The following is a 22,732-nucleotide window of genomic DNA, read 5'->3' as shown; positions in this document are numbered from 1 at the left end:
AATATCTCAATTACTGTTCTGCAAATAAGCATATCAAAGTAGGGTATGGGGAATGGGGAATTGGGAATTGGGGCTAAGGATTGTTAAGGCTAGCAGCATTTTTGCGTTCACTCTCAATTTGTTTGACTAAATCGCTTGGGAGTTGGGATTTTTTAATCAATGCTTTGTCAAAATTAGCGATCGCTTCCCGAATCATCTGCTGGCTTTTTTCTTTTTGCCCCAGTTCTTTCAGGATTTGGGCTTTGAGATAATAAATTTCTGGATTATCGGATGTGGTTTTGATCGCGCGGTTGACATATTCTAGTGCCTGTGGATACCTTTTTAAATCCCGGTAAGCAAGAGCAATACCCCGATCAACGAGATACCCAGGAGCGGCATTTTTTTCTAAACGTCCAATTGACTGATCGGGACTAGCAAAAGGCAAATTAACCGCCAACAACAAATCCATATAACCCTTGATTAAATTCAGTTCTGGATCGTTGGCAGAAATTGCTTCGGCTTTATCTAAATATTCATAAACTTGCCGCAGCCGACTAAAAGCTTGTGGCACACCGTTGACTGTACCCTCACGGGTAAGAATTACTGCTCCCTCTAAAAAATGACCAACAGCAGTGTATAAATTACCACGCAATGGATCGTTGGGAACCAGTTTTTGTCCGGTTTCTAGAGTTTTCTGACTGTAGGTGGCAAGTTTAGCCCAATCCTTATTTCCGTATGCCAAAGATGCCTTCATCGCATAAGCTAGAGGTTCATTTGGTTCTTTAGATATTGCTTGTTCTAAATAACGCTCTGCTGCTGGATAATTGCCCTGTTGGAACATCGCTTTAAAAGCTGCTTCTGTTTGGTCGCCAATTTGATGAGGTTCGCTATTGCGAAACGGATCGTCAGCAAAGGAGGGATTTACCCACAGATTAAGTGCGATTGCCCAAGGGGCAACGCCAAAGGCGAACGCAGCACCAAAAGCAGTCTGAGCAAGGGTAGTGAGTCTGGTAGGCACTACTAATCGAGGCAAAGAAAACCTTTTAGTCATTTTAACCCTCAGAATAATTGCGGTTGAAATAGTTGTATGTGTTACTTAGAATGCAAAAAATGATTAATTTTAACTTGCCTCTGCCTCAACCAAAATTTTTTATATAAAGGTTGACTTTGGTAATTTTTCCATGTTTCCAGGCTCGTCATAGCCATTGTTCCAGGGTGAGTCTGCCACAATGGAGAAAAATTGGATGATTCTTGCTGCTAGATTAAGCTGTTAATCCAGGTAATGCATTATAAATTTTTCCAGAATTTTCCAGGTACTCTCAGTGTAGCTAATCAGTAATTTGCTGACTTTTTGGTAATCTTAACAAATGCTCTATCTCCGAAATGTAAATTATCACCCCACAGCGTGTCCAACAGCGATTCTTAAATCGATCAACTTGGAATTAGCACCCCAGCAGCTAGGTCTGATTATCGGCCCCAGTGGTTCGGGAAAAAGTACTTTACTAGAAATTTTGTCAGGACTAGCCGAACCCACTACTGGCGCACTCTTTTGGCGGGAACAAGAACTTATAGCCGAACAGCTACAACAATTAGCTGGGTTGGTATTTCAGTTTCCAGAACGGCACTTTTGTGGTGGTTCGATTTTAGAAGAATTGCGTTTAGGACATCCTGAGTTAGGGTCAGAACGAGTTAGACAGGCCCTAACTGAGGTGGGATTAGAGCATTTATCGCTTTCTGCTGCTCCCCATGCTTTGAGTGGTGGTCAACAGAGGCGTTTAGCTTTGGCGGTGCAATTGATTCGCCAGCCAAATTTACTCTTATTGGATGAACCCACTGCTGGGTTAGATTGGTCAATGCGTCGGCAACTAGTAAATTTATTAGCGAAGCTGAAACAAGATTGGACGCTATTGGTAGTAACACACGATGCAGGTGATTTGTTAGCGATCGCAGATCGTTGCTGGACACTCAACCACGGCGAACTACAATCAGTAGACCCAAAGACATTAGAATCCAAAGTCAAAGAACCTCTACCATCGGTATGAAAGGGGACTGGGGACTGGAGAAAAAAGAATACCCAATGCCCTATCCCAATTGACAAATGACCAATGACAAATGACAAATGACAAACTTATTGCCTGAGATGGCAGAAATCTGGCAGCAAACTCTGAATTGGCAACCAACTGTCCAACAGCAAGCGCAATTCCAAAGGCTTTATGAGTTAATCATAGAAGGTAATCGTCAACTAAATTTAACTCGCATTACTGACCCCCAAGAGTTTTGGGAAAAACATCTCTGGGATTCTCTACGAGGAATTCTACCCCTGTTATCAGGAAATTTACCCCTGGCTTCCCCTAATATCATTGATATTGGTACAGGTGCAGGTTTTCCAGGTGTTCCAGTGGCAATGACAGTACCTAATTGCACAATTACTCTTCTCGATTCCACTCAGAAAAAAATTACTTTTCTCGACAATATATTAACTGAACTTGCCCTTACTAATGCTAAAACTCTTGTTGGTAGGGCTGAGGAAATCGGTCAGTACTATAAGCATCGAATGGCTTATGATATTGCACTGATACGCGCTGTAGGGGCGGTTTCTGTTTGTGCAGAGTATACCCTACCACTGCTCAAACAAGGAGGTTTAGCTATAATTTATCGCGGTAATTGGACAAAGGATGAAACAACAGCTTTGCAGAATGCTGTGAAGCTGTTGGGTGGCGTTATTGAATCAATCGAACAATTTACAACACCCTTGAGTCACAGCATCCGGCACTGTGTGTATTTGCGTAAGGTAGCCACCACACCAATTCAGTTTCCCCGTCCTATTGGTGTACCTACTCAAAAGCCTCTTTAACTAATTCGTAATTCGAAAGAGTGCAAGTTTCCAATGGTTGGAATTATGAATTACTTTGATAGGAGCGGAATATCAATATCCCAATGTTTAAGCAAGTTTACTGGCTGCTGCAAAACGCTTGTTAATCTCATCCCAATTAACCACGTTCCACCAAGCATCTAAATAATCGGCGCGGCGATTCTGGTAATTGAGATAATATGCGTGTTCCCATACGTCATTACCTAAAATGGGATATTTACCTGCACTTAAGGGACTATCTTGGTTAGCTGTAGTTGTCACTTCTAACTTGCCACCTTTATTACGCACTAGCCAAACCCAACCACTACCAAAACGACTAGCACCAGCTTCATTGAACTGTTTTTTGAAAGCTGCAAAACTGCCAAAACTTTGATTAATTGCGGAGGCTATATTTCCTGTTGGTTCTCCCCCACCTTTTGGCTTCATAATTTCCCAGAACATTGAGTGGTTCACATGACCACCGCCATTATTGCGTACTGTTCTCCGAATATCTTGTGGTACAGTGTCAAGTTTCTGCAACAGTTCTTCAATAGTTTTGCCTTTGAGTTCTGGGTGTTTATCTAACGCTGCATTCAAGTTTTTTACATAAGTTGCGTGGTGCTTATCATGGTGAAACTGCATCGTTTTAGCATCGATGTGTGGTTCAAGTGCTTCGTAGGCGTAAGCTAAAGGCGGTAGTTGGATAGCACCTGGTTTATCTGATGTTTTATTTAGTCTTGTATTTGGTGTTGTTTCAGGAGTTGCAGTATTTCCATTGGGAGATTTCTCTGCTGATGCACAAGCATCTAATGCAAAAGCACCCGCACCGGCTGTAAGTAAAAACAAGAAATTGCGTCGATTAATAGCCATATAACTTTTTGCAGCTAATCAATTAAGTCTCTATTGCAGTTTTTATTTTCTTAGATTTTGGCTACAAAAAATTGGGAATTGTGATTATTTCTGGCAGTTTAAGAAACTATTTATAAAATTCTGTCGCCAGTTTTGGGATCAAATACAAACAAGTGATTTAAATCAAGTTGTAGAGAAAGGCGATCGCCTGGACGGGGACGCACATCCGCGCCTACCTGAATATTCAACACCACCGCCGAACCAGGTAAACCAGCACGAATCAAAGTTTCTCTTCCCAAAGGTTCCACCACCTTAACTTCTACAATCAGGTGACTCTCATTTTCTTCTTGGCTCTCTTCTCTTCGAGAGGCTGCGCCAAGGCGACTTGGTGGTTCGTTAATAAAAATATGCTCTGGACGAATCCCCAAATCATAACTGTGTTCCTGACGCAACTGTAATTTTTCTTTTACAACTGCTGGAATCGTTAATAACTGTCCACTGACATCAAAACCGTTATTGTGATAGATTGCAGGCAAGATATTCATTGGTGGACTGCCTAAAAAACTTGCCACCATTTGATTAGCAGGACTTGCATAAATAGTTTGGGGATCGCCGATTTGTTGAATCCGTCCGCGATTTAGCACGACTATTTTATCAGCCAAAGTCATTGCTTCAACTTGATCGTGGGTGACGTAAATTGTGGTAATTCCTAATTCTTGATGTAACTGTTTTAATTCTGCCCTTGTATCGTCGCGTAATTGGGCATCTAAATTAGATAAGGGTTCATCAAGTAAAAAAACTTGGGGTTCACGAGCGATCGCTCTTCCTAATGCTACCCGTTGTTGCTGTCCCCCAGAAAGTTGTTTGGGTTTACGATCCAGCAAGTGATCCAGAGAAAGCGATCGCGCCACATTCATCACCCGTTCTTGAATGATTTTTCGATCAACCTTCCGCATTTGCAAGCCAAAGCCGATATTTTCCGCCACGCTCATGTGAGGATAGAGGGCGTAGTTTTGGAATACCATCGCCACATCTCGCTGTCTGGCTGGGATATTATTCACCAAGCGATCGCCAATAAAGAGTTTACCTGATGTAGCGGTTTCTAAACCAGCGATCGTTCGCAAAATTGTAGACTTACCACAACCCGATGGCCCAACTAAAACCCAAAACTCTCCATCAGGAATTTCAAAGGTAATGTCCTCGATCGCAGTGACATTATTGAATCTACGCTTAATATCTTCTAGACGAACATTTGCCATTATCTGATTTGATATTTTCAGTTTAGGATCTGCGGCACTTCCAACTAAGTACTAAGAGGTTTGATCCGCACCCTCCGAGGAATTGTGAGGCTGCTTTACAAATGTAGAAACTTGGTTGTTCTCCACAACTCTAATCAGAAATCTTAGAGCCTCATTCACAGCATCGGCATTAGGAAAAACCTCTGCAACATTAGGTTCTAAACGAATTGTTGTCTTACTAAAGCTCTTTCGTTCAGAACCAAACTTTCTGATTTTTAGGCTCTTTAAGTCATACTCTGATCGCAGACGACAGCATGATATTTTTGACTTCTCACACATCCTCTAAACAAAGTTCAATTACTTCTTTCATATTAGCCATCAACTCATCAATTGTTTCTCCTTGACTGTAACAGGCTTGTAGCTGAGGTACTTCTCCGACATAGTAGCCATCTTCATCCCGTTCAATGATGACGTAGAATTCTCGGTTGGTGGGATTGATCATAATCTATTTGTACGTAGACTCCAAATCATTTTTCTGGATTCTTCGACCAAGCAGGGTGAGAGAGTAAAGAAGCAAAGACTCTTACCCCCCGCAGCTGATTAGAGAGGGGTAAGTGACCTCTAGGCGCACTCAAATCCCAGGTAAAGCTATTAGGGTATCGCGTCCAGTTATTACCTTCTTTCCAGCCAATTTTCGGCCAGAAATTCTCCCAATTTTTACCCAAACTCAACCAGATTTCTCGCTGCACTGAAAAGCCAAATTTACCTTCGGAGTGGACTAACCAGAGGTTGTTAATGGTTTGTAAGTCAACAGCCGAGGTATTTTCTACCTCAGTAAAGTACAACCATTTTCGTTGTACAGCCGTTGGCCCTGACAATTCACACATTTTTTCGATGGTGACGCGATCGGCTGCTTGAAAGTCTTGAGCAGCAAGTAGCTGTTGCAAAGAATTGTAGTTAATCCCGCACTCTGATTTTAGAGGTACAATTCCTTCAGGAAAAAAGGAGCGCAAAAATTCTTGGGCTTGAGGTGCATCAGAGTTATAGAGGACTTGGTAAGCTTTGCCATCAATCCAAGTCGCTGGGTTCTCACGTCGTTTCAGTAAAAATTCCATCAACACGTCTAATCCCTCATTACCCAACTCAGCTAACTGTGGGATTATCTGTTGTTGGACTTTTTCAGACCCGGCGATTAACGGTCGTCGGAGGGAGTCGATGTCATTTGCAGGGCCTGATAAAATCATTGGGTCTGTCATGCCATTCTCGTTTTAGCGGTCAGTGAAAGAGTGGTAAGCTATCAGGCATTCTCTAAAGTGAAGCACTGATAGCGAAAAGTCAGTTTACAACTATTAAAGCAGAAAGCCCACAGGGTTAAGCCTGTCCTGGATTCAGCACAGGCTTAACCGTCATTGACAGTGTGGTGTGGGATGAATGCGTTCAAGTAACGCCTCGTAAAGCCTGCGGCATAGCTACGCTTAGGGCACAGCCTTTCGAAGAGAAGAGAAGCACCTTTAGGTACAGTATTTTGTCTAGCAGCCTTCACGAAAAAAGCAAAATCCTGAACTAAACAGTTATCTTATACCCAATACAATAGTATAAGAATAGGAGGTGCAGACGATGCTTGTATTTGAGTTCAAAGCTTATGGAAAGTCAGCACAATTAACCGCAGTAGACGAAGCAATTCGTACTGCCAAATTCATCCGCAATAGTTGCATCAGGCTATGGATGGATGTAAAAGGCATTGGTAAAAACGATTTACAGAAATACTGTGCAGTACTTGCAGCTAATTTTCCTTTTGCTGATGAGCTTAATTCAATGGCTAGACAAGCCAGCGCAGAACGAGCATGGTCTTCTATTTCCCATTTTTATGACAAATGCAAAAAAGGAGTATCTGGTAAGAAAGGTTTTCCCAAATTTCAAAAAGATTGCCGTTCGGTTGAATACAAGACATCAGGATGGAAGCTTTCAGACGATCGTAAATCTATAACTTTTACAGACAAAAAAGGTATTGGACGGTTAAAGCTAAAAGGTACTCGTGAATTGAATTTGTACCAAATTAAGCAAATTAAGCGAGTTCGGCTAGTAAAACGCTCAGACGGAGTGTATGCTCAGTTCTGTGTTGACATAAACCGCTCGGAAGATATAGAGCCAACAGGTAATACTGTAGGTTTAGATGTCGGATTGAAAGAGTACTATACCGACTCTGAGGGAGTGACGGTAGAGAATCCTAAATTTTTGTGTAAAGGTGAAAGGATTCTTAAGCGTTTGCAATGTCGAGTATCTAAAAAAGTAAAAGGTTCCAAAAACAGAGACAAGGCAAGACAAGTTTTAGGTAAGCGCCATCTCAAAATAAGTAGGCAACGTAAAGATCATGCTGTGAAGTTAGCACGGTGCGTAGTTCAGTCTAACGACTTGATAGCCTACGAAGATTTGAGAATTAAAAATCTGGTGAAAAATCATTGTTTAGCTAAGTCCATAAATGACGCATCTTGGCATCAGTTCCGTATCTGGATTGAGTACTTTGGTAAAGTATTTAAGCGAGTAACGGTTGCGGTAAATCCGCAATATACTAGCTCTGATTGTTCTAGTTGCGGTGAAGTTGTGAAAAAAACGCTATCTACCAGGACACACGCTTGCAAGTGTGGTTGTGTGATGGATAGAGACAAAAACGCAGCTAGAAATATCCTGAGTCGGGGATTGGGTACGGTAGGGCATATCGGAACCTTTGCACTAGATGCAAGCAACGCTTGGGGAGATGAAACCTCTACTCCGGTTGGTGAAAACCTGCATGAGCAAGTTATATCTTAGAACCAAGAATCCTACGGCTTGGAGCCGTGAGAGTGTCAATATTTTTGATCGTACAAAATTGCGATCGCTTCACTGAAATCTCACACTTAATCCCCAAATAATGTACAAGGGGAATAGGGGGAAAATCTTTGCCTTATGGCTTGGTAAACAAAAGACATAGCAAAATATACAAGCCTGCCACATAAGGATTTTTTGACTAGCAGCGTATCGATTAGGAGTGTGTGAACGATGTACGAAAAGATTACCCCCCCCGCAGCCGGAGCAAAGATCACCTTCAAAAATGGTGAACCAATCGTACCGGACAATCCAATTATCCCCTTTATTCGTGGCGATGGTACAGGTATCGACATCTGGCCTGCTACCCAAAAAGTTCTCGATGCTGCGGTAGCCAAAGCATATAAGGGTCAGCGTCAAATTAGCTGGTTTAAGGTTTACGCTGGTGACGAAGCTTGTGATTTATACGGTACTTACCAGTATTTACCTCAAGACACTCTCACGGCAATTGAAGAGTATGGTGTAGCTATTAAAGGGCCTTTGACTACTCCCATTGGGGGAGGAATTCGTTCTTTAAATGTGGCATTACGGCAAATTTTTGACTTGTATGCTTGCGTGCGTCCTTGCCGTTACTATGCAGGTACGCCCTCACCGCACAAAAACCCCGAAAAGCTGGATGTAATTGTTTATCGGGAAAATACAGAAGATATTTATTTAGGCATTGAGTGGCGACAAGGTAGCGAAATTGGCGATCGCTTAATTAAGATTCTTAACGAAGAACTAATCCCCGCCACCCCAGAACATGGGAAAAAACGCATACCTCTTGATTCTGGTATTGGCATCAAACCCATCAGCAAAACTGGTTCTCAGCGCCTAGTCAGACGTGCCATCAAACACGCTTTGCTATTGCCCAAAAATAAGCAACAGGTGACTTTGGTGCATAAGGGCAACATCATGAAGTACACCGAAGGCGCTTTCCGCGATTGGGGTTATGAACTAGCAACTAGTGAATTCCGCCAAGAAACTGTCACTGAACAAGAATCTTGGATTTTGAGTAACAAGGAAAAAAATCCGAATATTTCCTTGGAAGAAAACGCCCGCCAGATTGAGCCTGGGTTTGATAATCTTACCCCAGACAAGAAAGCGCAAGTTGTCAAGGAAGTTGAAACTGTTCTTAACACCATTTGGGCAACCCACGGCGATGGCAAATGGAAAGAGAAAGTTTTGGTGAATGACCGGATTGCAGACAGTATTTTTCAACAAATCCAAACCAGACCGGATGAGTATTCGATTTTGGCGACAATGAACTTAAACGGCGATTACTTGTCTGATGCTGCCGCAGCCATTGTTGGGGGATTAGGAATGGGGCCAGGCGCAAATATTGGTGATTCTAGTGCCATATTTGAAGCTACCCACGGTACTGCACCCAAACACGCCGGCTTAGATCGGATTAATCCGGGTTCAGTGATTTTGTCTGGGGTGATGATGCTGGAATTTATGGGTTGGCAAGAAGCCGCAGACCTAATTAAGAAAGGTTTAAGCGATGCGATCGCGAATAGTCAAGTCACCTACGATTTAGCGAGGTTGCTGGAACCGCCAGTTGAACCTTTAAAATGTTCTGAATTTGCCGACGCAATTATTCAGCATTTTGGTTAAGTTTACTAGGAGTCGAATTACCCCACCCTAACCCTCCCCTTGTAAACTACCGTGTACACACAAATCATCTGATCCCCCTAAATCCCCCTTAAAAAGGGGGACTTGAAGAAATTTCCCCCCTGACTTGTGTATACACGGTAGCCTTTACAAGGGGGGATTAAGGGGGGAAATTTGACTTGTGTATACACGCTTTTTTAAGGGGGTTAGGGGGGATCAACAAATATTTAATACTTCTCAGACATCCTCTGATAAATCAACGATTTTAAAAAAGCGAAATGGCATTTTATTTGCAAAAAACACCAAAATCAGAAAGCAAACTGGGGTTTGAGTAAGTCAAATGGCATTTTGAGAAAGCAAAAGCTTCTTTTACTTGCGGAAAACACCGAAATGAGAAAGTAAACTGGGGTTTGAGTAAGTCAAAGCTTATTTTGCTTGCGGAAAACACCAAAATGAGAAAGTAAACTGGGGTTTGAGTAAGTCAAAGCTTATTTTACTTGCAGAAAACACTAAAATGAGAAAGCAAACTGGGGTTTGAGTAAGTCAAAGGTTCTTTTGAGAAAGTAATTGCGGATTTTACTTATTTAATTTAGTCAAAATATGAAGTTTAGATAAAATTATTGAAAAAATTGCTGATAAATTTTGATCCATCAGATTTTAAAGTAGTCAAAAAACAAAGTCTCCGACTCTTTAGAAAAGTCGGAGATTTTTTTGGGGCAATCCCCTATAAAGCAATACGGTTCAGTTAAGGCTAAAACTCTTTATCAAAGTCAATTTTTTAACAAACCACCAAGGACGCAAAGAGAAGGAAGAAATGCTTAAGTGAACTGTATTGCCCTATAAAGTTTCCGTTATTCGGATTTAGAGTTATCGAGAACTCGGTGCAAGTTCTCCATTAATTCGGATTTAACGCAATCGGTAATTGCTTTACCTGTGATTTTGCTAATTTATCAGGTGCGATCGCTCCATTCTCTGTAATGATGGCTGTAATCAACTCAGCCGGAGTCACATCAAAAGCTGGGTTATAAAAATCTACACCTTCAGGTGTGAGAATAGTATCGCCAACTTGATAAATTTCTGTTGGATCGCGTTCTTCAATGGGAATTTGGCTGCCATCGGCTAATTCAAAATCAACGGTAGAAAGGGGTGCAGCCACAAAGAAGGGGATATTATGGGCTTTAGCTGCGATCGCAACACTATACGTACCAATTTTATTAGCAGTGTCACCATTAGCAGCAATGCGATCAGCACCCACAACTACAGCATGAATCAAACCTTGTTTCATGCAATGGGCTGCCATATTATCAGTAATTAATGTCACTGGAATACCTTCTTGCACACATTCCCAAGTGGTGAGTTTTGCGCCTTGTAAGCGAGGACGGGTTTCGTCGGCAAATAAACGCTCTAAACGTCCTTCCCTCCAAGCGGAACGCACAACACCTAAAGCTGTACCATAACCAGCCGTAGCTAGCGCCCCAGCGTTGCAGTGAGTAAGTAGTGTCAGCTTTTCTGGAGTAGTGGGCAAAACTGCCAAACCATTGTCACCGATCGCTTGACAGGTTTGCAAATCTTCAACGTTGATTGCTTGGGCTGTTTGGAAAAGGGTTTGCTTAATGTCTTCAACAGTTCCCAACGTTTCCTTAGCAACTTTCATCATCCGACTAATTGCCCAAAATAAATTTACCGCCGTCGGACGAGTAGAACCTAGCAACTGGGCTACTTTATCTAAGTTTTGCAAAAATTCGGTGCGATCGCTAGTTTCAATTTCCCTTGCGCCAAGATACATTCCATAAGCCGCAGCTACACCAATTGCAGGCGCACCCCGGACAATCATAGTCTTAATCGCCCGCGCCATATCTTCACTGCGGTGGATTTCCACAAATGTATATTCGTTGGGTAAGCGCGTTTGGTCAATTAGTGACACCGATTCATTGTGCCAAATAACGGGATAAACGTGGTTTGTAGAAAGTGTCATAGAAAAACGTAGTTAGTGGATAAGTAAGTCGGCGCTAATATTTCAAGCTATGTTAAGAAATTTAACTGTAGGGTGTGTTGTCGCGCAGCGCAACGCATCGGCAAGAATTTAATATGGCATCGACGCTAGTTTGCTCAAGTCGGTAGAACCCGCCCACGCAACTGTCTCCCCTACAGACAATTTATATTTATTCATATACATTGAATTTTCTCGCCGACTTACTTAAGCAATATTTTTTACTTTAATGCACCTTGATGATTTCATTTTAAAAACTAAAATTCAATTAAATATTTTTAGTTTTTTGATGATTTTGCGGCACAGATAATTACTTAATATTTATTTAATTAATTTCTTCCTTAACTGTCTTAACTGTCCTTGCATTCTCATTATAAAAGTGAGAGGATATTTCGCTAAAGCATTTAGAAAACTAAACATATAGTTAATATCAAAAATGCTTTTGCCTTAACTTTATACAAAAGTCACATCTTAATAAAAAGTTGATCTCATTCCTCAAAGGATTTGAAATAAAACTATGAAACGTCTTGTTATTTGCTGTGATGGAACCTGGCAACAATTAACAAGTGCTTACCCTAGCAATGTGGTTAAGTTAGCTCAATCGGTAAAACCGATGGCTAGTGACGGGGTTGCACAAATCGTATTTTATGACGAGGGGATTGGAGCTGAGGGTCAAAAGGTTTTAGGGGGAGCTACCGGACTAGGAATCGATAGAAATATAGAAGATGGCTACCGATTTCTGAGCCTCAACTATGTTTCTGGTGACGAAATCTATCTGTTCGGTTTCAGTCGTGGTGCTTACACAGTTAGAAGTTTAGCGGGGATGATCTATTGCTCCGGTCTTCTCGACCGTCCCCATGTCACCAAAGCCCATGAAGCTTATGAGCTTTACCGTAAACGAGGTGTTAAACCAAAAGATCAAGAAGCTGTGGAATACCGTCAAGCTTACGGTGATCGCGTCCCTATCACCTTGCTGGGTTGCTTTGATACCGTTGGGGCCCTTGGTATTCCTGGGATACCCGCCTTCAGCAAGTTGAGCGAGCAGCTGAATAAGCGTTACAGATTCCATGACACTACTTTAAACAAATGTGTTCAGAATGCCTTGCACGCGGTGGCGATCGACGAAATTCGTGAAGTCTTTGATGTCACGCCCATGACAAAGCATCCTGATGCTGAAAACCAGCGAGTGATTCAAAAGTGGTTTCCAGGCGCACATGGCTGTGTTGGTGGTGGAACTGAAGAACATAGTGGGTTATCAGATGCCGCCTTACAGTGGATGATTGATTCCATTGGTGAGATGAAATTGGGACTTGACTTCGATACAAGTGTGATTCCTACAGGTATTAACCCCAATTATGAATGCGATTTTAAGAACGATGCTGGATTTTTTAAATTGGCAGGAATTAAGTTTCGTGAGGTTAGCGATACCATTGAAGACCTTCATGAAAGCACAATCAACCGTTTGAAAAGTCGCAAAGACTATCGACCTAAAAATCTACAAAAGATTATTTCCAAACTGAAATAAGTTGAATTGATTTGAGTAATCAAAGTAGATAAATTTAGACTGCATCGAATACAGAATTGGAAAAACGAAGGTACAAATAATTATGGCTGGAAAAAGAGATACATCCAAAGACGGGTTAGGTAACAAACTTCAAACATTAGTTTTAACAAACTTTAAGCCTATTTGGAAACTTCTCCAAAGTAACAAATCTATTGCACGTAAAGTTAATAAAACTCTGCTTAACAGTCTCATCTATAAAATTCCAACTCGTCCTAATCCCTATAGTATGATGACTCTAGATGAGCATATTCCTGATACTAACATTCCTAAGAAAACTGATACTTATACTTCCTGGGAATCGCTTAACGATCGCACTTATACAGGAAGGCATCTACCACCCGATCCCAAGTTAAACGCTGAGGGTAATCTACCAAAAGTTGAAGACCTAGCTATTTTATTCCGTAAAAGAGACGGTAAAACTATTTATTCTGGCAAATCAACCATGCTGTTTCCCTATTGGGTGCAGTGGTTTACTGATAGCTTTCTTCGCCTTAATCACTACAATAAACTAAAAAATACTTCCAACCATGAAATTGATTTGTGTAATGTTTATGGTTTAACTAGAAAACAAACACATCTTTTAAGAAGTTTTCAAGGAGGTAAATTAAAGACTCAAAAACTCAAACGCCAAGATGGTGTAGAAGAAGAATATCCTTTGTTTTATTATGCCGATCCAGCGCAGGATAAAATTAAAACTGAATTTGAAGGTCTTTATGAACCTTTGAATGATGAAAAAAGACAGTCTGTAGATAAAAAGCAATATATGTTTGCGATGGGAGTAGAACGAGCAAACGTACAAATTGGCTATGTAATGCTTAACACTCTATGTCTCCGTGAACATAATCGTCTTTGTGATGAATTAGCACGCAATTATCCAGATTGGGATGATGAACGCCTCTTCCAAACATCGAGAAATATTCTCATGGCGATTATTCTAAAAATCATCATGGAAGAGTACATTAACCATATAACTCCTTATCACTTTAAGTTGTTTGCCGATCCAGAAGCTTTTACCAAGGAAAGTTGGCATCGTCCCAACTATATGGCAATTGAGTTTGACTTTGTTTATCGCTGGCATAGTGCGATTCCAGAAACATTTAACTATAACGGTAAACCAACTCATATTGCTACATCCCTCTGGAACAATAAGATGTTTATTGACCAAGGTTTAGGGGCATTGATGGAGGAAACTTGCTCTCAACCAGGTACAAAAATTGGTTTATTCAATACCCCTGATATATTGGTGGAATTAACCGAGTTACCCTCAATCAGACTGGGACGACAACTGCAATTGGCAAGCTACAACGATTATCGAGAATTGTGTGGTTTCCCCAGAGTGACTAGATTTGAGCAAGTTACTGGCAATGAATTTGCTCAACAAAAACTCAAAGAATTATATGGTCATGTTGATAATATTGAGTTCTTTGTGGGGCTTTACGCCGAAGATGGGCGCGAGAATTCAACTATCCCTGCTTTAGTAGCACGCTTAATTGGGATTGATGCCTTTTCTCAGGCGCTAACCAATCCTTTACTATCACCCAATATTTTCAATAAAGAAACTTTTTCTCCTGTGGGTTGGGAAATTCTTCAGAATACCAACACAGTCTCAGATTTAGTTAATCGTAATGTTCCTCCATCAGGTAAGAAGTACAAAGTTACTTTTGACCTTTAAGAGATTGTAAGATTCTACATCAGCTTTGAGTGCGATCGCTTTCATAAACCAGCGATCGCCAAATTATTAAATCTACCTGTAAAAAAAATGAAACTTTTTACTGAATATCCAGAAAAAGACGAACTCAAATATTGCGATCTCATGAGTGAGTTAGTCAAAAAGAACATGGAAAATCTTTATGGAGGTAAGAAGAAAAAAACTGCAAAAAGAGATACCCATTCTAAAACCCACGCTGCTGTTCAAGGAACTCTAGAAATCTTTGACTTTGATGAAGCCGCAATTAAGCAAGAATTGAGCAAACGCACCTCATTATCTGAAGCTGAACTTTCTGCTATTTCTCTCAAACAAGGTTTATTTGCCACACCGAAACAATATCCAGTTTGGTTACGATTTGCCAATGGTGCGTTTTCAGTCAAGAATGATTATGAAGGAGATACGCGCTCCATGGCCGTAAAAGTGATCGGCGTAGAAGGAGAACGACTATCGCAAAGTCACGAGTTAAAAACTCAAGATATTATTACCCACAATACCGAATTCTTTTTTGTTAGAACCATCAAAGACTTCCACAGCTTTTTTTTGACGGTTTACCGAGCAGGTCTGTTTCCGCTTTTTAAGCTGTTGGTGCTTTTTTGGCTAAAGTTGCATCCCTACGAATCCACTCTTTTACAAACTAGTTTCAAACGTTTTCCCAAGAGTTTACTTAAAGAACGCTATTGGAGTGCTTCAGCATTTTCTGTGGGACTCAAATCTGGTTTTGATCCATCTCAACCAGGTCGAGTTCCTGTGGAATATCCAGCTGTGATTAAATATGGATTTACTCCGGTTTCGAGCCAAATACCTCATCAACAACTTCCTGTTGAGTCGAGATCAGAAAGTGAGCTAAAGCTTGCCAAAGCATCAGGTTCAGAGGACAACTACTATCGAGAGGATATCATTCAAGCTTTAGCAAAGCCTGATGCTGAGTACTATTGGGACTTTCAAATCCAATTTCAAACCAGCCCAGAGATGTCTATTGATGATACAACCATTGTTTGGAATGAAGAGGAATCACCTTTTTTTACAGTTGGTCGCCTAACAATTAAGCATCAAAGGGTTAATTCTCCCCAAGAAAATGACTTTGGAGAAAATCTCAGTTTTTCTCCTGGGAATGGTCTAGCAGTGCATCGTCCTGTCGGTGCAATCAATCGGTTACGCAGCATTGTTTATCCTATTGTTGCTAATGACCGTCATCAAAAACGAGGGGTTAAATACCAGGAACCAACTGTCTGAGTTTTCACAGGAATTATTAACTATAAGAATCCTTGCTCACATACTTTATTTTTTGTCATTTCCTAAAGTGATCGCCCACACCTGAGTCACAAGTGTGGGCGATTCATTCTACAAAGAATTAACTAAACAACAGCAGATACTTGCTGCTTAAAGAAAGCTTGCAAAACTCTTTCTGCTATTTGATGACTAGTTAAACCTAGTTCTGTTTTAGATTCATTGGGTTCAGCATGATCTACTAACACATCTGGTACACCGAATCGCTTGACGGGAACTAGAATATCTGCATCCATTAAAGCTTCTGCGATCGCAGAACCAAAGCCACCCATCACACACCCTTCTTCTAAGGTGATGACGCGGCCGATTTTCTTAGCTAAAGGCAAAATCAACTCGGTATCCAAAGGCTTAACGAAACGGGCATTGATCACAGTTGCCTCAATCCCATGTTCGCTGAGAATTTCGGCAGCTTGCATCCCTGGATAAACCATTGTGCCATAAGCAACGATTAACACGTCATCGCCAGTGCGGAGAATTTCGCCTTTGCCGATTTCCAAAGGTTCCCAACCTTCCTCCATCAGGGGAACGCCGTAGCCATTGCCACGAGGGTAGCGCATAGCGATCGGGCCACTGGTATGGTCAACACCAGTTACTACCATGCGTTGCAGTTCTGCTTCATCTTTGGGTGCCATGATGACGATATTGGGGATGCAACGCAGATAAGCGATGTCATACATACCTTGGTGGGTGGGGCCATCAGATCCAACAATTCCTGCCCTATCTAAGCAGAAGAATACTGGCAGGTTTTGGATGCAGACATCGTGAATTATCTGGTCATAAGCGCGTTGCAGGAAGGTAGAATAAATGGCAGCTACGGGGCGCATTCCTTGAGTTGCAAGCCCTGCTGCTAAAGTGATTGCGTGTTGTTCAGCAATGCCGACATCAACATATTGATTGGGCAGTTTGGCTTGAAGTTTATCTAAGCCTGTTCCCGTTGCCATAGCCGCAGTAATCCCAACGATTTTGGGGTTTTGTTCGGCAAGTTTCACTAGAGTGTGAGAAAAGACTTTGGCATAAGCTGGGGGTTTGGGTTTATTAGAAGGAATAGCTTTGCCAGTTGCAACGTTAAAGGGGCTTTGGGCGTGGTAGCCAACTTGGTCTAGTTCAGCAATTTCATAGCCTTTGCCTTTAACTGTTGCCACATGTACTAAAACAGGGCCTTGTATCTGATGTGCCTGTTGGAAGGTGGCAATCAATTCTTCAAGATTATGCCCATCTACTGGCCCAATGTAGGTAAAACCGAGTTCTTCAAACACTGCCCCTACCTTGGGAACAGCCAAACGTTTCATACCTTCTTTGATGCGTGCGAGTTCGGGAGACAGAGATTCACCCACGAAGGGAATTTGCTTAAATTGTTCCTCAAGATTATCTTTGATAAATTGCACCGGCTGGCTGAGGCGCATTTTGTTCAGATAGCGGGGAATCGCGCCGACGTTGCGAGATATGGACATGTCGTTGTCGTTGAGAACAACCAACAGGTTAGTTTTCGGCATGTGTCCCGCATGGTTGATGGCTTCTAATGCCATACCTCCAGTCAGTGCCCCATCCCCAATAACAGCGACGGCTTTAAATTTTTCGCCTTTCAAGTCTCGCGCTAAAGCCATGCCTAATGCTGCTGAAATACTTGTAGAAGCATGTCCAGCCCCAAAGTGATCAAATTTGTTTTCGCAGAGTTTGAGATAACCTGCAACTCCGTCCTTTTGTCTGAGAGTGTGGAAGCGATCGTAACGTCCTGTAAGAAGTTTGTGGGGATAAGCTTGGTGTCCTACATCCCAAATCACTTTATCCCGATCTAAATCCAGTGTCTGGTAAAGTCCTAGTGTTAATTCTACAACACCCAACCCTGGCCCCAAGTGTCCACCATTAACTGCTACGGTTTGGAGATGCTTATCTCGAATCTGACGGGCAATCTGTTGCAGTTGGCGAACAGATAAACCGTGCAACTGATTAGGATGGGTGATTTCGCTCAGGTGCATATTATAGTGTTTTCCTCTCTAATTTCACTTTTTCAGTATTTTGATTTTCCCACGGTCGGGTTGTCCACATAATCACACTCTTACATTGTTACTAAGTTGTAGTGGAAAGTATAACTTCGTAATTAATAATGGTAGAAAATTTGTTAACCATTAACAAATTGTCAAAATTAGGTTGTAATTACATAAAGTCACAGCACATTTGTCAATAAGTAATGCCACTTAAATAGATCGTGTAACTTGTATAGAAAGTCAACATTTAAAAAGCATCTTGCGGAAATTCCTTAACTTGTTCGCTTGTTTTTGCCTTTTTAAGCGATTAGTAAGAAGAAAGTTAAATATCTTGTTTCCAGGTATACGATCAGTCTAATTGCTAGCAAACATTTAACAATTATTTTTTCTCTTGTTCAGTAATATTAGGAATCCGCGTGGCGTAGCCATACTTACTTGCGTGGGCAGGCAATAGGTAAAGAAGGCTTTTTAAGTTGTACGGAGTTTTTTCAAAAATCAAATATGAGTTCTATAGCAGCTAATTTTATCTGCGATCGCTAGTTTATCTAGGTGCAACAAATATGTATTTAAAAATACTTAACTATTTTAAATACATTCAGTATTTACTCAACAACAAGATCCCCGATTTCTCAAAGAAATCGGGGATCTAAGCCTTTTGATTTGAACGAAATCAAATTAGATTGCTATTTACCAAAAGCATCCTTGATATTATCAACAGTGCGCTCAACAGCGTTCTTGGTCTTGTCTACTGCTTCTTTAGTCCGAGATGCATCTTCATTTGCTCTTTTCTGAATTGTAGCCGCATCTCTCTTTGCTTTGCGTTCAGCAAAACTACCACCGTCTGTTGCTTGGTCAACTTTACTGGCATTACTCTTGGCAGCATCCTTAACTTTATCTGCTGTATCGTCGATGAAATTTTTGGCTCGTCCAGCATCTTTACTGGTTTTTTCTTGAACTTTATCGCCTGCGTCTTTTGATGCGATCAAGGTTCCAGCAGGATCAGCCATTGCTGAGGTGTTCGAGAAAAATGCACCTTGCCAAACGAAAGCGATCGCTAACATACAAAACAGTGTGGTAGCCATCCAGCGTTTTACGGTGGAAAGCTGTTTTGTAAAATAATTCGATTTCATACAATACAATCTCATGTGATTTAGTATACTAAATCTACTTTATTTAGCTGATTCACCATATCGATCCCTAGATAGAAGTTCTTACATCATTAGTTATGAAAAGAATTCACTATTTTGATAGATTGAATTTTGAATAAAAATTTTTTGCTGCTAATCAAACACAGATTTTAGGTGTGGACGGGCGATACCTACGGTGAGCTATGCTAACGCACTTGGGTAAAAGTTAGCGATCGCAATTACAGTCTAAGGAGTTCTAAAAAAGCAAGCATCACGCTGACATCAATTGCTGGAGGCGCTGTGGTTCCTCTCCTAGCCAATCTGGATTTTGGGCAGTGCTATCAAAGATTGATGAAGTTTTGAAAGGCTCAAACTCGCCACGCGATCCTGCTTCTGCTGTTTTTGCTAAAAGCGATCGCACTTGCTCGTCGTTCATTGGCTGGAAAGTCCGCACTGCTTCAAAAGCTTGCTCTAGAATCTCCATACTGTCAATTCCGGTAATCACAACCGATGTGGGTAGATTCAAAGCATAGTGTAAACACTCAATTGGCGTTACAGTATTTGACCGTAAAAGAATACCGTTTGCCATGCTTTTCATTCCCAGAATGCCGATGTTTTGTTTAACCAGTTCCGGCACAACCAGCTTCGCAAAGCTCCGGTAGTGGGCATCCATTACATTGAGCGGCATTTGCACTGTATCAAATTTAAACCCGTAAGTGGCTGCGACTTCTAGCGTATGCAAATGAACGTATGGATCTTTGTGTCCAGTGAAACCAATGTATCGGAGTTTGCCAGCTGCTTTTGCTTCAATTAAGGCAGCATTTGCCCCTTCTTCGTCAAAAACTCGATGCGGGTCTTCGTACCGAATAATTTCGTGGTGCTGAACGAGATCGATGCAATCCACTTGTAAGCGTTGAAGTGATTCATCTAGCTGCTGTGCTGCTGCTTTTTTTGAGCGTCCATCGATTTTCGTCATCAGGAAAACTTTATCGCGGTAGCGATCGCGCAGCGCTTTTCCCATACGAATCTCGCTGACTCCACCGTTGTAATCCCAACTGTTATCCATAAAGGTGATGCCGCGATCGATCGCTGTTCTCACTATTCGGATACCCAGTTGCTCATCAACGTGTTTCAAGCCGATGTGCCAACCACCCAATCCAATCGCAGAAACTTTCTCTCCTGTACTGCCGAGAACTCGATATAACATTTCTGAATTTGGCGTAGTTCCTGACATGTGTTCTCCAAGTGTTTCAGCTGTTACTTAAGTAGATATAACTGTGTGCCAATTCAAACGCAAGGGAAAGTTGACAATATCTTGCTGAAGATACACTTTTTGACGAGATTAGGAAAATATTGAAGAAGCCAAAATATCGATGGCAATTTGGGATGTGTGAGGTATGGATAGGGCTTACGCAAAACTACACGCAGTATAGGCAATTCATAAATTGCCCATACCGGAAAATCAAGGTTTGGGTTATGCCGTGAAAACTCAAAATTGTAGTTTTGGGCTTTTATCGAACAGAATTCAGGAGTCAGGAGTCAGAATTCAGTTGGGTATTCTGTGCGAGTGTCGGATAGCGCAGCGTAAAGCCTTCGGCATGGCTTCGCTTAAAGCGAGTCCACGTTCGCGCAGCGTCTCGTAGAGAGCGTCTGAATAGCCGGGTTTAAGACCCCCACTAAATCTACGATTTGGTGGTCTTTAATCAGTCGCGGGTCTGAATCCCCGACTGATTTATTCTGACTCCTGAATTCTGACTCCTGAATTCTGACTTCTGAATTCTTCTTCAAGTTTGTATTTCCCAATAATTAGAAACTGCTTGGCGTTAAGGAGACGGAACCGCTACTCGATTACCGGGAACAATCTGTGGCTGATAGGAAAACACTTCTCGGCTACGGGGATTTACGGTCACTTTGACCCAATTCACATCGTTGTTGCCGTTTGCCGCATTGTCGCCAAATGTCTCGACACGAGTAAAGTTCTCGATGCGTCTGCCTTGAGCATCTAGAAATGGCTTGTCAATACGGTAGTAGTGCGAGTCACCATCCACGTAGGCAATCGGTTTACGGAAAGCGATCGCCTCATCGCGGAACGCTAATAAAAAGTCTTTGAAACCATCAGGCTGTCCATCGGTTTGCACGAGCGTCTTCGGATCGCGCAAAGGCGCTCTGGTTCCGTCGGTCAGATCCCACCCTGGATTGCCTTGGGAGATAAACATGACCGCAGCCGAATTGCGTGTCTTTGCCACTTGAAAAGTTTCTCTCATCCATGCAATATTAGCCGTGTTTCGCGCTGCATACTCTTGCGGGTCAGGCGCAGTGTCACACAGGTTGTTGCATGAACCCTGGATATTGAGTGTCGCATAAGTAACCTTACCGACCGTCCAGCGCCGATTCTCCACACATGGTACTGCACCGGTTGCACCAAGACACAGTGGTGTTGTCTGCACCTCTTGGACTAACCGACGCTGCCCAAGGGAAAACTTCGTGCTGAAGAATACCTGACGCTGGTAGTCGAGGCGTTCGCGTGAATTGAATCCACCATTTGAGGGGCGATCGCAATCAGTCCAATCATTGTCACCTGGGGTAAAGGCTGCTGGTGCCTTCAGGGAGTTGAAGTAGCCGAGCGCCTGAGTGTAGAGTTCATTACTGCACGTGGTCGGTGTTACCGAGCCGGGCGTAGAGTTGCCCGCCTTCAGGTCGCCGTCGTGGACAGTAAAGGCCAGGTTTTGCGCGTTCATATCAGCGATTAGGTTCGGGACTCCCGTTGTCGCTTGGAGATCCGAGTAGGGCATATCGCCCCAAAGTCCGATGGCGTATGTCTCGTTCTCGCCCTCGTACTCGTACTTCCTCTCGTTTGCAGTCGCCAAACCGATTGCAGAACTTGTCAGGAACGGCACAGTCAGCGCCAGTAAGCATATTTTACGCAGCAAACGCGCAGTGGTGACGCATTGAAACACTGAGTACCCAACCTTTGTCATCATCTCTATCCTTGATTATTCTTTGGGATCGTGAGCGCATTTTGGAGAATTAGCTCCTTGCCCACGCCCTTTCGGTGAGAAATTTAGATTACCGGATTGTCGATGACGGATAGGTTATGGATGGGTTAATAGTTCGTTTATTTACAGTAATTTCACGGCTATTTTACTTGTTTGTGTAGCCGTGAATTATATAGTCCCTGACTGTGCTGCGCTGCTATATCTATTTGCCGCTATAAAAAAAGGCAATTTCTTTTTCTTTTAGAGGTGCGAAACCAGCATCTACAAGTAATTGGTCGAGTTCTGCTTGGGTAATGTGCTTTGCACCAATTCGCACAATGCGCGATCGCATAGTATTAGATACGCCACTGCGCTGTCTATTGCCTTCTAGCGCCATGACTTTACCATAAAGTTCTAATTTGGCAGGCGGAATGGGAGAACCATCAAAATCAATTCCCTGTGCGATCGCTTCATCAATAGCATCAGCACCCGTGGTAGTTTGATTCCCTGGGTTAGTTTCGGTAGGCATAGTGATTTGATTTGCTCTTCTTTGCTATGGGTAGATTTTACCAGCCTTGCTGACACCTTTCTCCTGCTGAGGGTTAATTGCAATTGTCTGAATCAAAAAACCTCTCCCTGGTTCAATACTTTTCGGTTAAGGGGGAAAGGGGAAGGGGAAAAGGGTTTGAATTTACCTTTACCCAACCCCAGTAACCTTTCCCCA

At 42.2% G+C, this 22,732-nt stretch carries 18 protein-coding genes; 7 read left to right on the top strand and 11 right to left on the bottom strand.

What is annotated here, in order from left to right; translation table 11 throughout:
* Positions 1-73: 73 nt before the first annotated feature.
* Positions 74-1,030: a Sll0314/Alr1548 family TPR repeat-containing protein gene (locus tag ACFFRD_RS09530; RefSeq protein ID WP_392481277.1), complete on the bottom strand. Its 957-nt coding sequence runs from the start codon at positions 1,028-1,030 to the stop codon at positions 74-76.
* A 316-nt stretch (positions 1,031-1,346) separates the two neighbouring features.
* Here ACFFRD_RS09530 and ACFFRD_RS09525 point away from each other — a divergent pair, with 316 nt between their 5' ends.
* Positions 1,347-2,021 (top strand): ABC transporter ATP-binding protein, encoded by a 675-nt coding sequence (locus ACFFRD_RS09525; RefSeq protein ID WP_163938853.1) that lies wholly within the window; start codon positions 1,347-1,349, stop codon positions 2,019-2,021.
* Positions 2,022-2,098: 77 nt separating this feature from the next.
* A complete protein-coding gene (rsmG, locus tag ACFFRD_RS09520; RefSeq protein WP_392481276.1) occupies positions 2,099-2,833 on the top strand; it encodes a 16S rRNA (guanine(527)-N(7))-methyltransferase RsmG in 735 nt (244 codons plus the stop codon).
* An 87-nt stretch (positions 2,834-2,920) separates the two neighbouring features.
* Here rsmG and ACFFRD_RS09515 read toward each other — a convergent pair whose 3' ends face one another.
* The 4 genes from ACFFRD_RS09515 to ACFFRD_RS09500 all read right to left on the bottom strand — a co-directional run bounded on the left by ACFFRD_RS09515 (position 2,921) and on the right by ACFFRD_RS09500 (position 6,173).
* On the bottom strand, positions 2,921-3,700 hold the full coding sequence (locus ACFFRD_RS09515; protein ID WP_392481275.1) for a superoxide dismutase: 780 nt from the start codon (positions 3,698-3,700) through the stop codon (positions 2,921-2,923).
* Between the two features lie 110 nt (positions 3,701-3,810).
* Positions 3,811-4,938, bottom strand: a complete 1,128-nt coding sequence (locus ACFFRD_RS09510) for an ABC transporter ATP-binding protein (RefSeq protein WP_392481274.1) — start codon at positions 4,936-4,938, stop codon at positions 3,811-3,813.
* 310 nt (positions 4,939-5,248) lie between these two features.
* Positions 5,249-5,419: a type II toxin-antitoxin system HicB family antitoxin gene (locus ACFFRD_RS09505; RefSeq protein WP_334809436.1), complete on the bottom strand. Its 171-nt coding sequence runs from the start codon at positions 5,417-5,419 to the stop codon at positions 5,249-5,251.
* A 25-nt stretch (positions 5,420-5,444) separates the two neighbouring features.
* Complete coding sequence (locus tag ACFFRD_RS09500; RefSeq protein ID WP_392481273.1) at positions 5,445-6,173, bottom strand: GUN4 N-terminal ARM-like repeat domain-containing protein; 729 nt, start codon at positions 6,171-6,173, stop codon at positions 5,445-5,447.
* A 361-nt stretch (positions 6,174-6,534) separates the two neighbouring features.
* On the opposite strand from ACFFRD_RS09500, the gene ACFFRD_RS09495 reads away from it, so the two are divergent.
* Entirely contained in the window at positions 6,535-7,725 is a 1,191-nt protein-coding gene (locus tag ACFFRD_RS09495; RefSeq protein WP_392481272.1) for an RNA-guided endonuclease InsQ/TnpB family protein, read from the top strand.
* 228 nt (positions 7,726-7,953) lie between these two features.
* Entirely contained in the window at positions 7,954-9,375 is a 1,422-nt protein-coding gene (locus ACFFRD_RS09490; RefSeq protein ID WP_163939025.1) for an NADP-dependent isocitrate dehydrogenase, read from the top strand.
* Positions 9,376-10,267: 892 nt separating this feature from the next.
* Here ACFFRD_RS09490 and mtnA read toward each other — a convergent pair.
* Entirely contained in the window at positions 10,268-11,347 is a 1,080-nt protein-coding gene (mtnA, locus tag ACFFRD_RS09485) for an S-methyl-5-thioribose-1-phosphate isomerase (protein ID WP_392481271.1), read from the bottom strand.
* Between the two features lie 532 nt (positions 11,348-11,879).
* On the opposite strand from mtnA, the gene ACFFRD_RS09480 reads away from it, so the two are divergent.
* From ACFFRD_RS09480 to ACFFRD_RS09470, 3 genes are all read left to right on the top strand, one after another.
* Entirely contained in the window at positions 11,880-12,887 is a 1,008-nt protein-coding gene (locus ACFFRD_RS09480) for a DUF2235 domain-containing protein (RefSeq protein WP_392481270.1), read from the top strand.
* A gap of 82 nt (positions 12,888-12,969) precedes the next feature.
* Entirely contained in the window at positions 12,970-14,598 is a 1,629-nt protein-coding gene (locus tag ACFFRD_RS09475; protein ID WP_392481269.1) for a peroxidase family protein, read from the top strand.
* 87 nt (positions 14,599-14,685) lie between these two features.
* Positions 14,686-15,867 carry a catalase gene (locus ACFFRD_RS09470; RefSeq protein WP_392481268.1) on the top strand — a complete coding sequence of 394 codons (1,182 nt, stop codon included), beginning with the start codon at positions 14,686-14,688 and terminating at the stop codon, positions 15,865-15,867.
* Between the two features lie 122 nt (positions 15,868-15,989).
* Here the strand turns inward: ACFFRD_RS09470 and dxs are convergent, their stop codons facing one another.
* From dxs to ACFFRD_RS09445, 5 genes are all read right to left on the bottom strand, one after another.
* Complete coding sequence (gene dxs / locus ACFFRD_RS09465; protein ID WP_114080455.1) at positions 15,990-17,897, bottom strand: 1-deoxy-D-xylulose-5-phosphate synthase; 1,908 nt, start codon at positions 17,895-17,897, stop codon at positions 15,990-15,992.
* A 692-nt stretch (positions 17,898-18,589) separates the two neighbouring features.
* Positions 18,590-19,036: a hypothetical protein gene (locus ACFFRD_RS09460; protein ID WP_392481267.1), complete on the bottom strand. Its 447-nt coding sequence runs from the start codon at positions 19,034-19,036 to the stop codon at positions 18,590-18,592.
* Between the two features lie 268 nt (positions 19,037-19,304).
* Positions 19,305-20,267: an aldo/keto reductase gene (locus tag ACFFRD_RS09455; protein WP_392481266.1), complete on the bottom strand. Its 963-nt coding sequence runs from the start codon at positions 20,265-20,267 to the stop codon at positions 19,305-19,307.
* A 589-nt stretch (positions 20,268-20,856) separates the two neighbouring features.
* Positions 20,857-22,014 carry a hypothetical protein gene (locus ACFFRD_RS09450; protein ID WP_392481265.1) on the bottom strand — a complete coding sequence of 386 codons (1,158 nt, stop codon included), beginning with the start codon at positions 22,012-22,014 and terminating at the stop codon, positions 20,857-20,859.
* Between the two features lie 217 nt (positions 22,015-22,231).
* Entirely contained in the window at positions 22,232-22,537 is a 306-nt protein-coding gene (locus tag ACFFRD_RS09445) for a DUF4090 family protein (protein ID WP_392481264.1), read from the bottom strand.
* Between the last annotated feature and the right edge of the window lie 195 nt (positions 22,538-22,732).

Source organism: Nostoc sp. C110, assembly GCF_043099725.1.
Classification (GTDB): domain Bacteria; phylum Cyanobacteriota; class Cyanobacteriia; order Cyanobacteriales; family Nostocaceae; genus Nostoc; species Nostoc muscorum_A.
The sequence above is the reverse complement of the archived record's forward strand: the minus strand, read 5'-3'. Positions and strand labels throughout refer to the sequence as shown.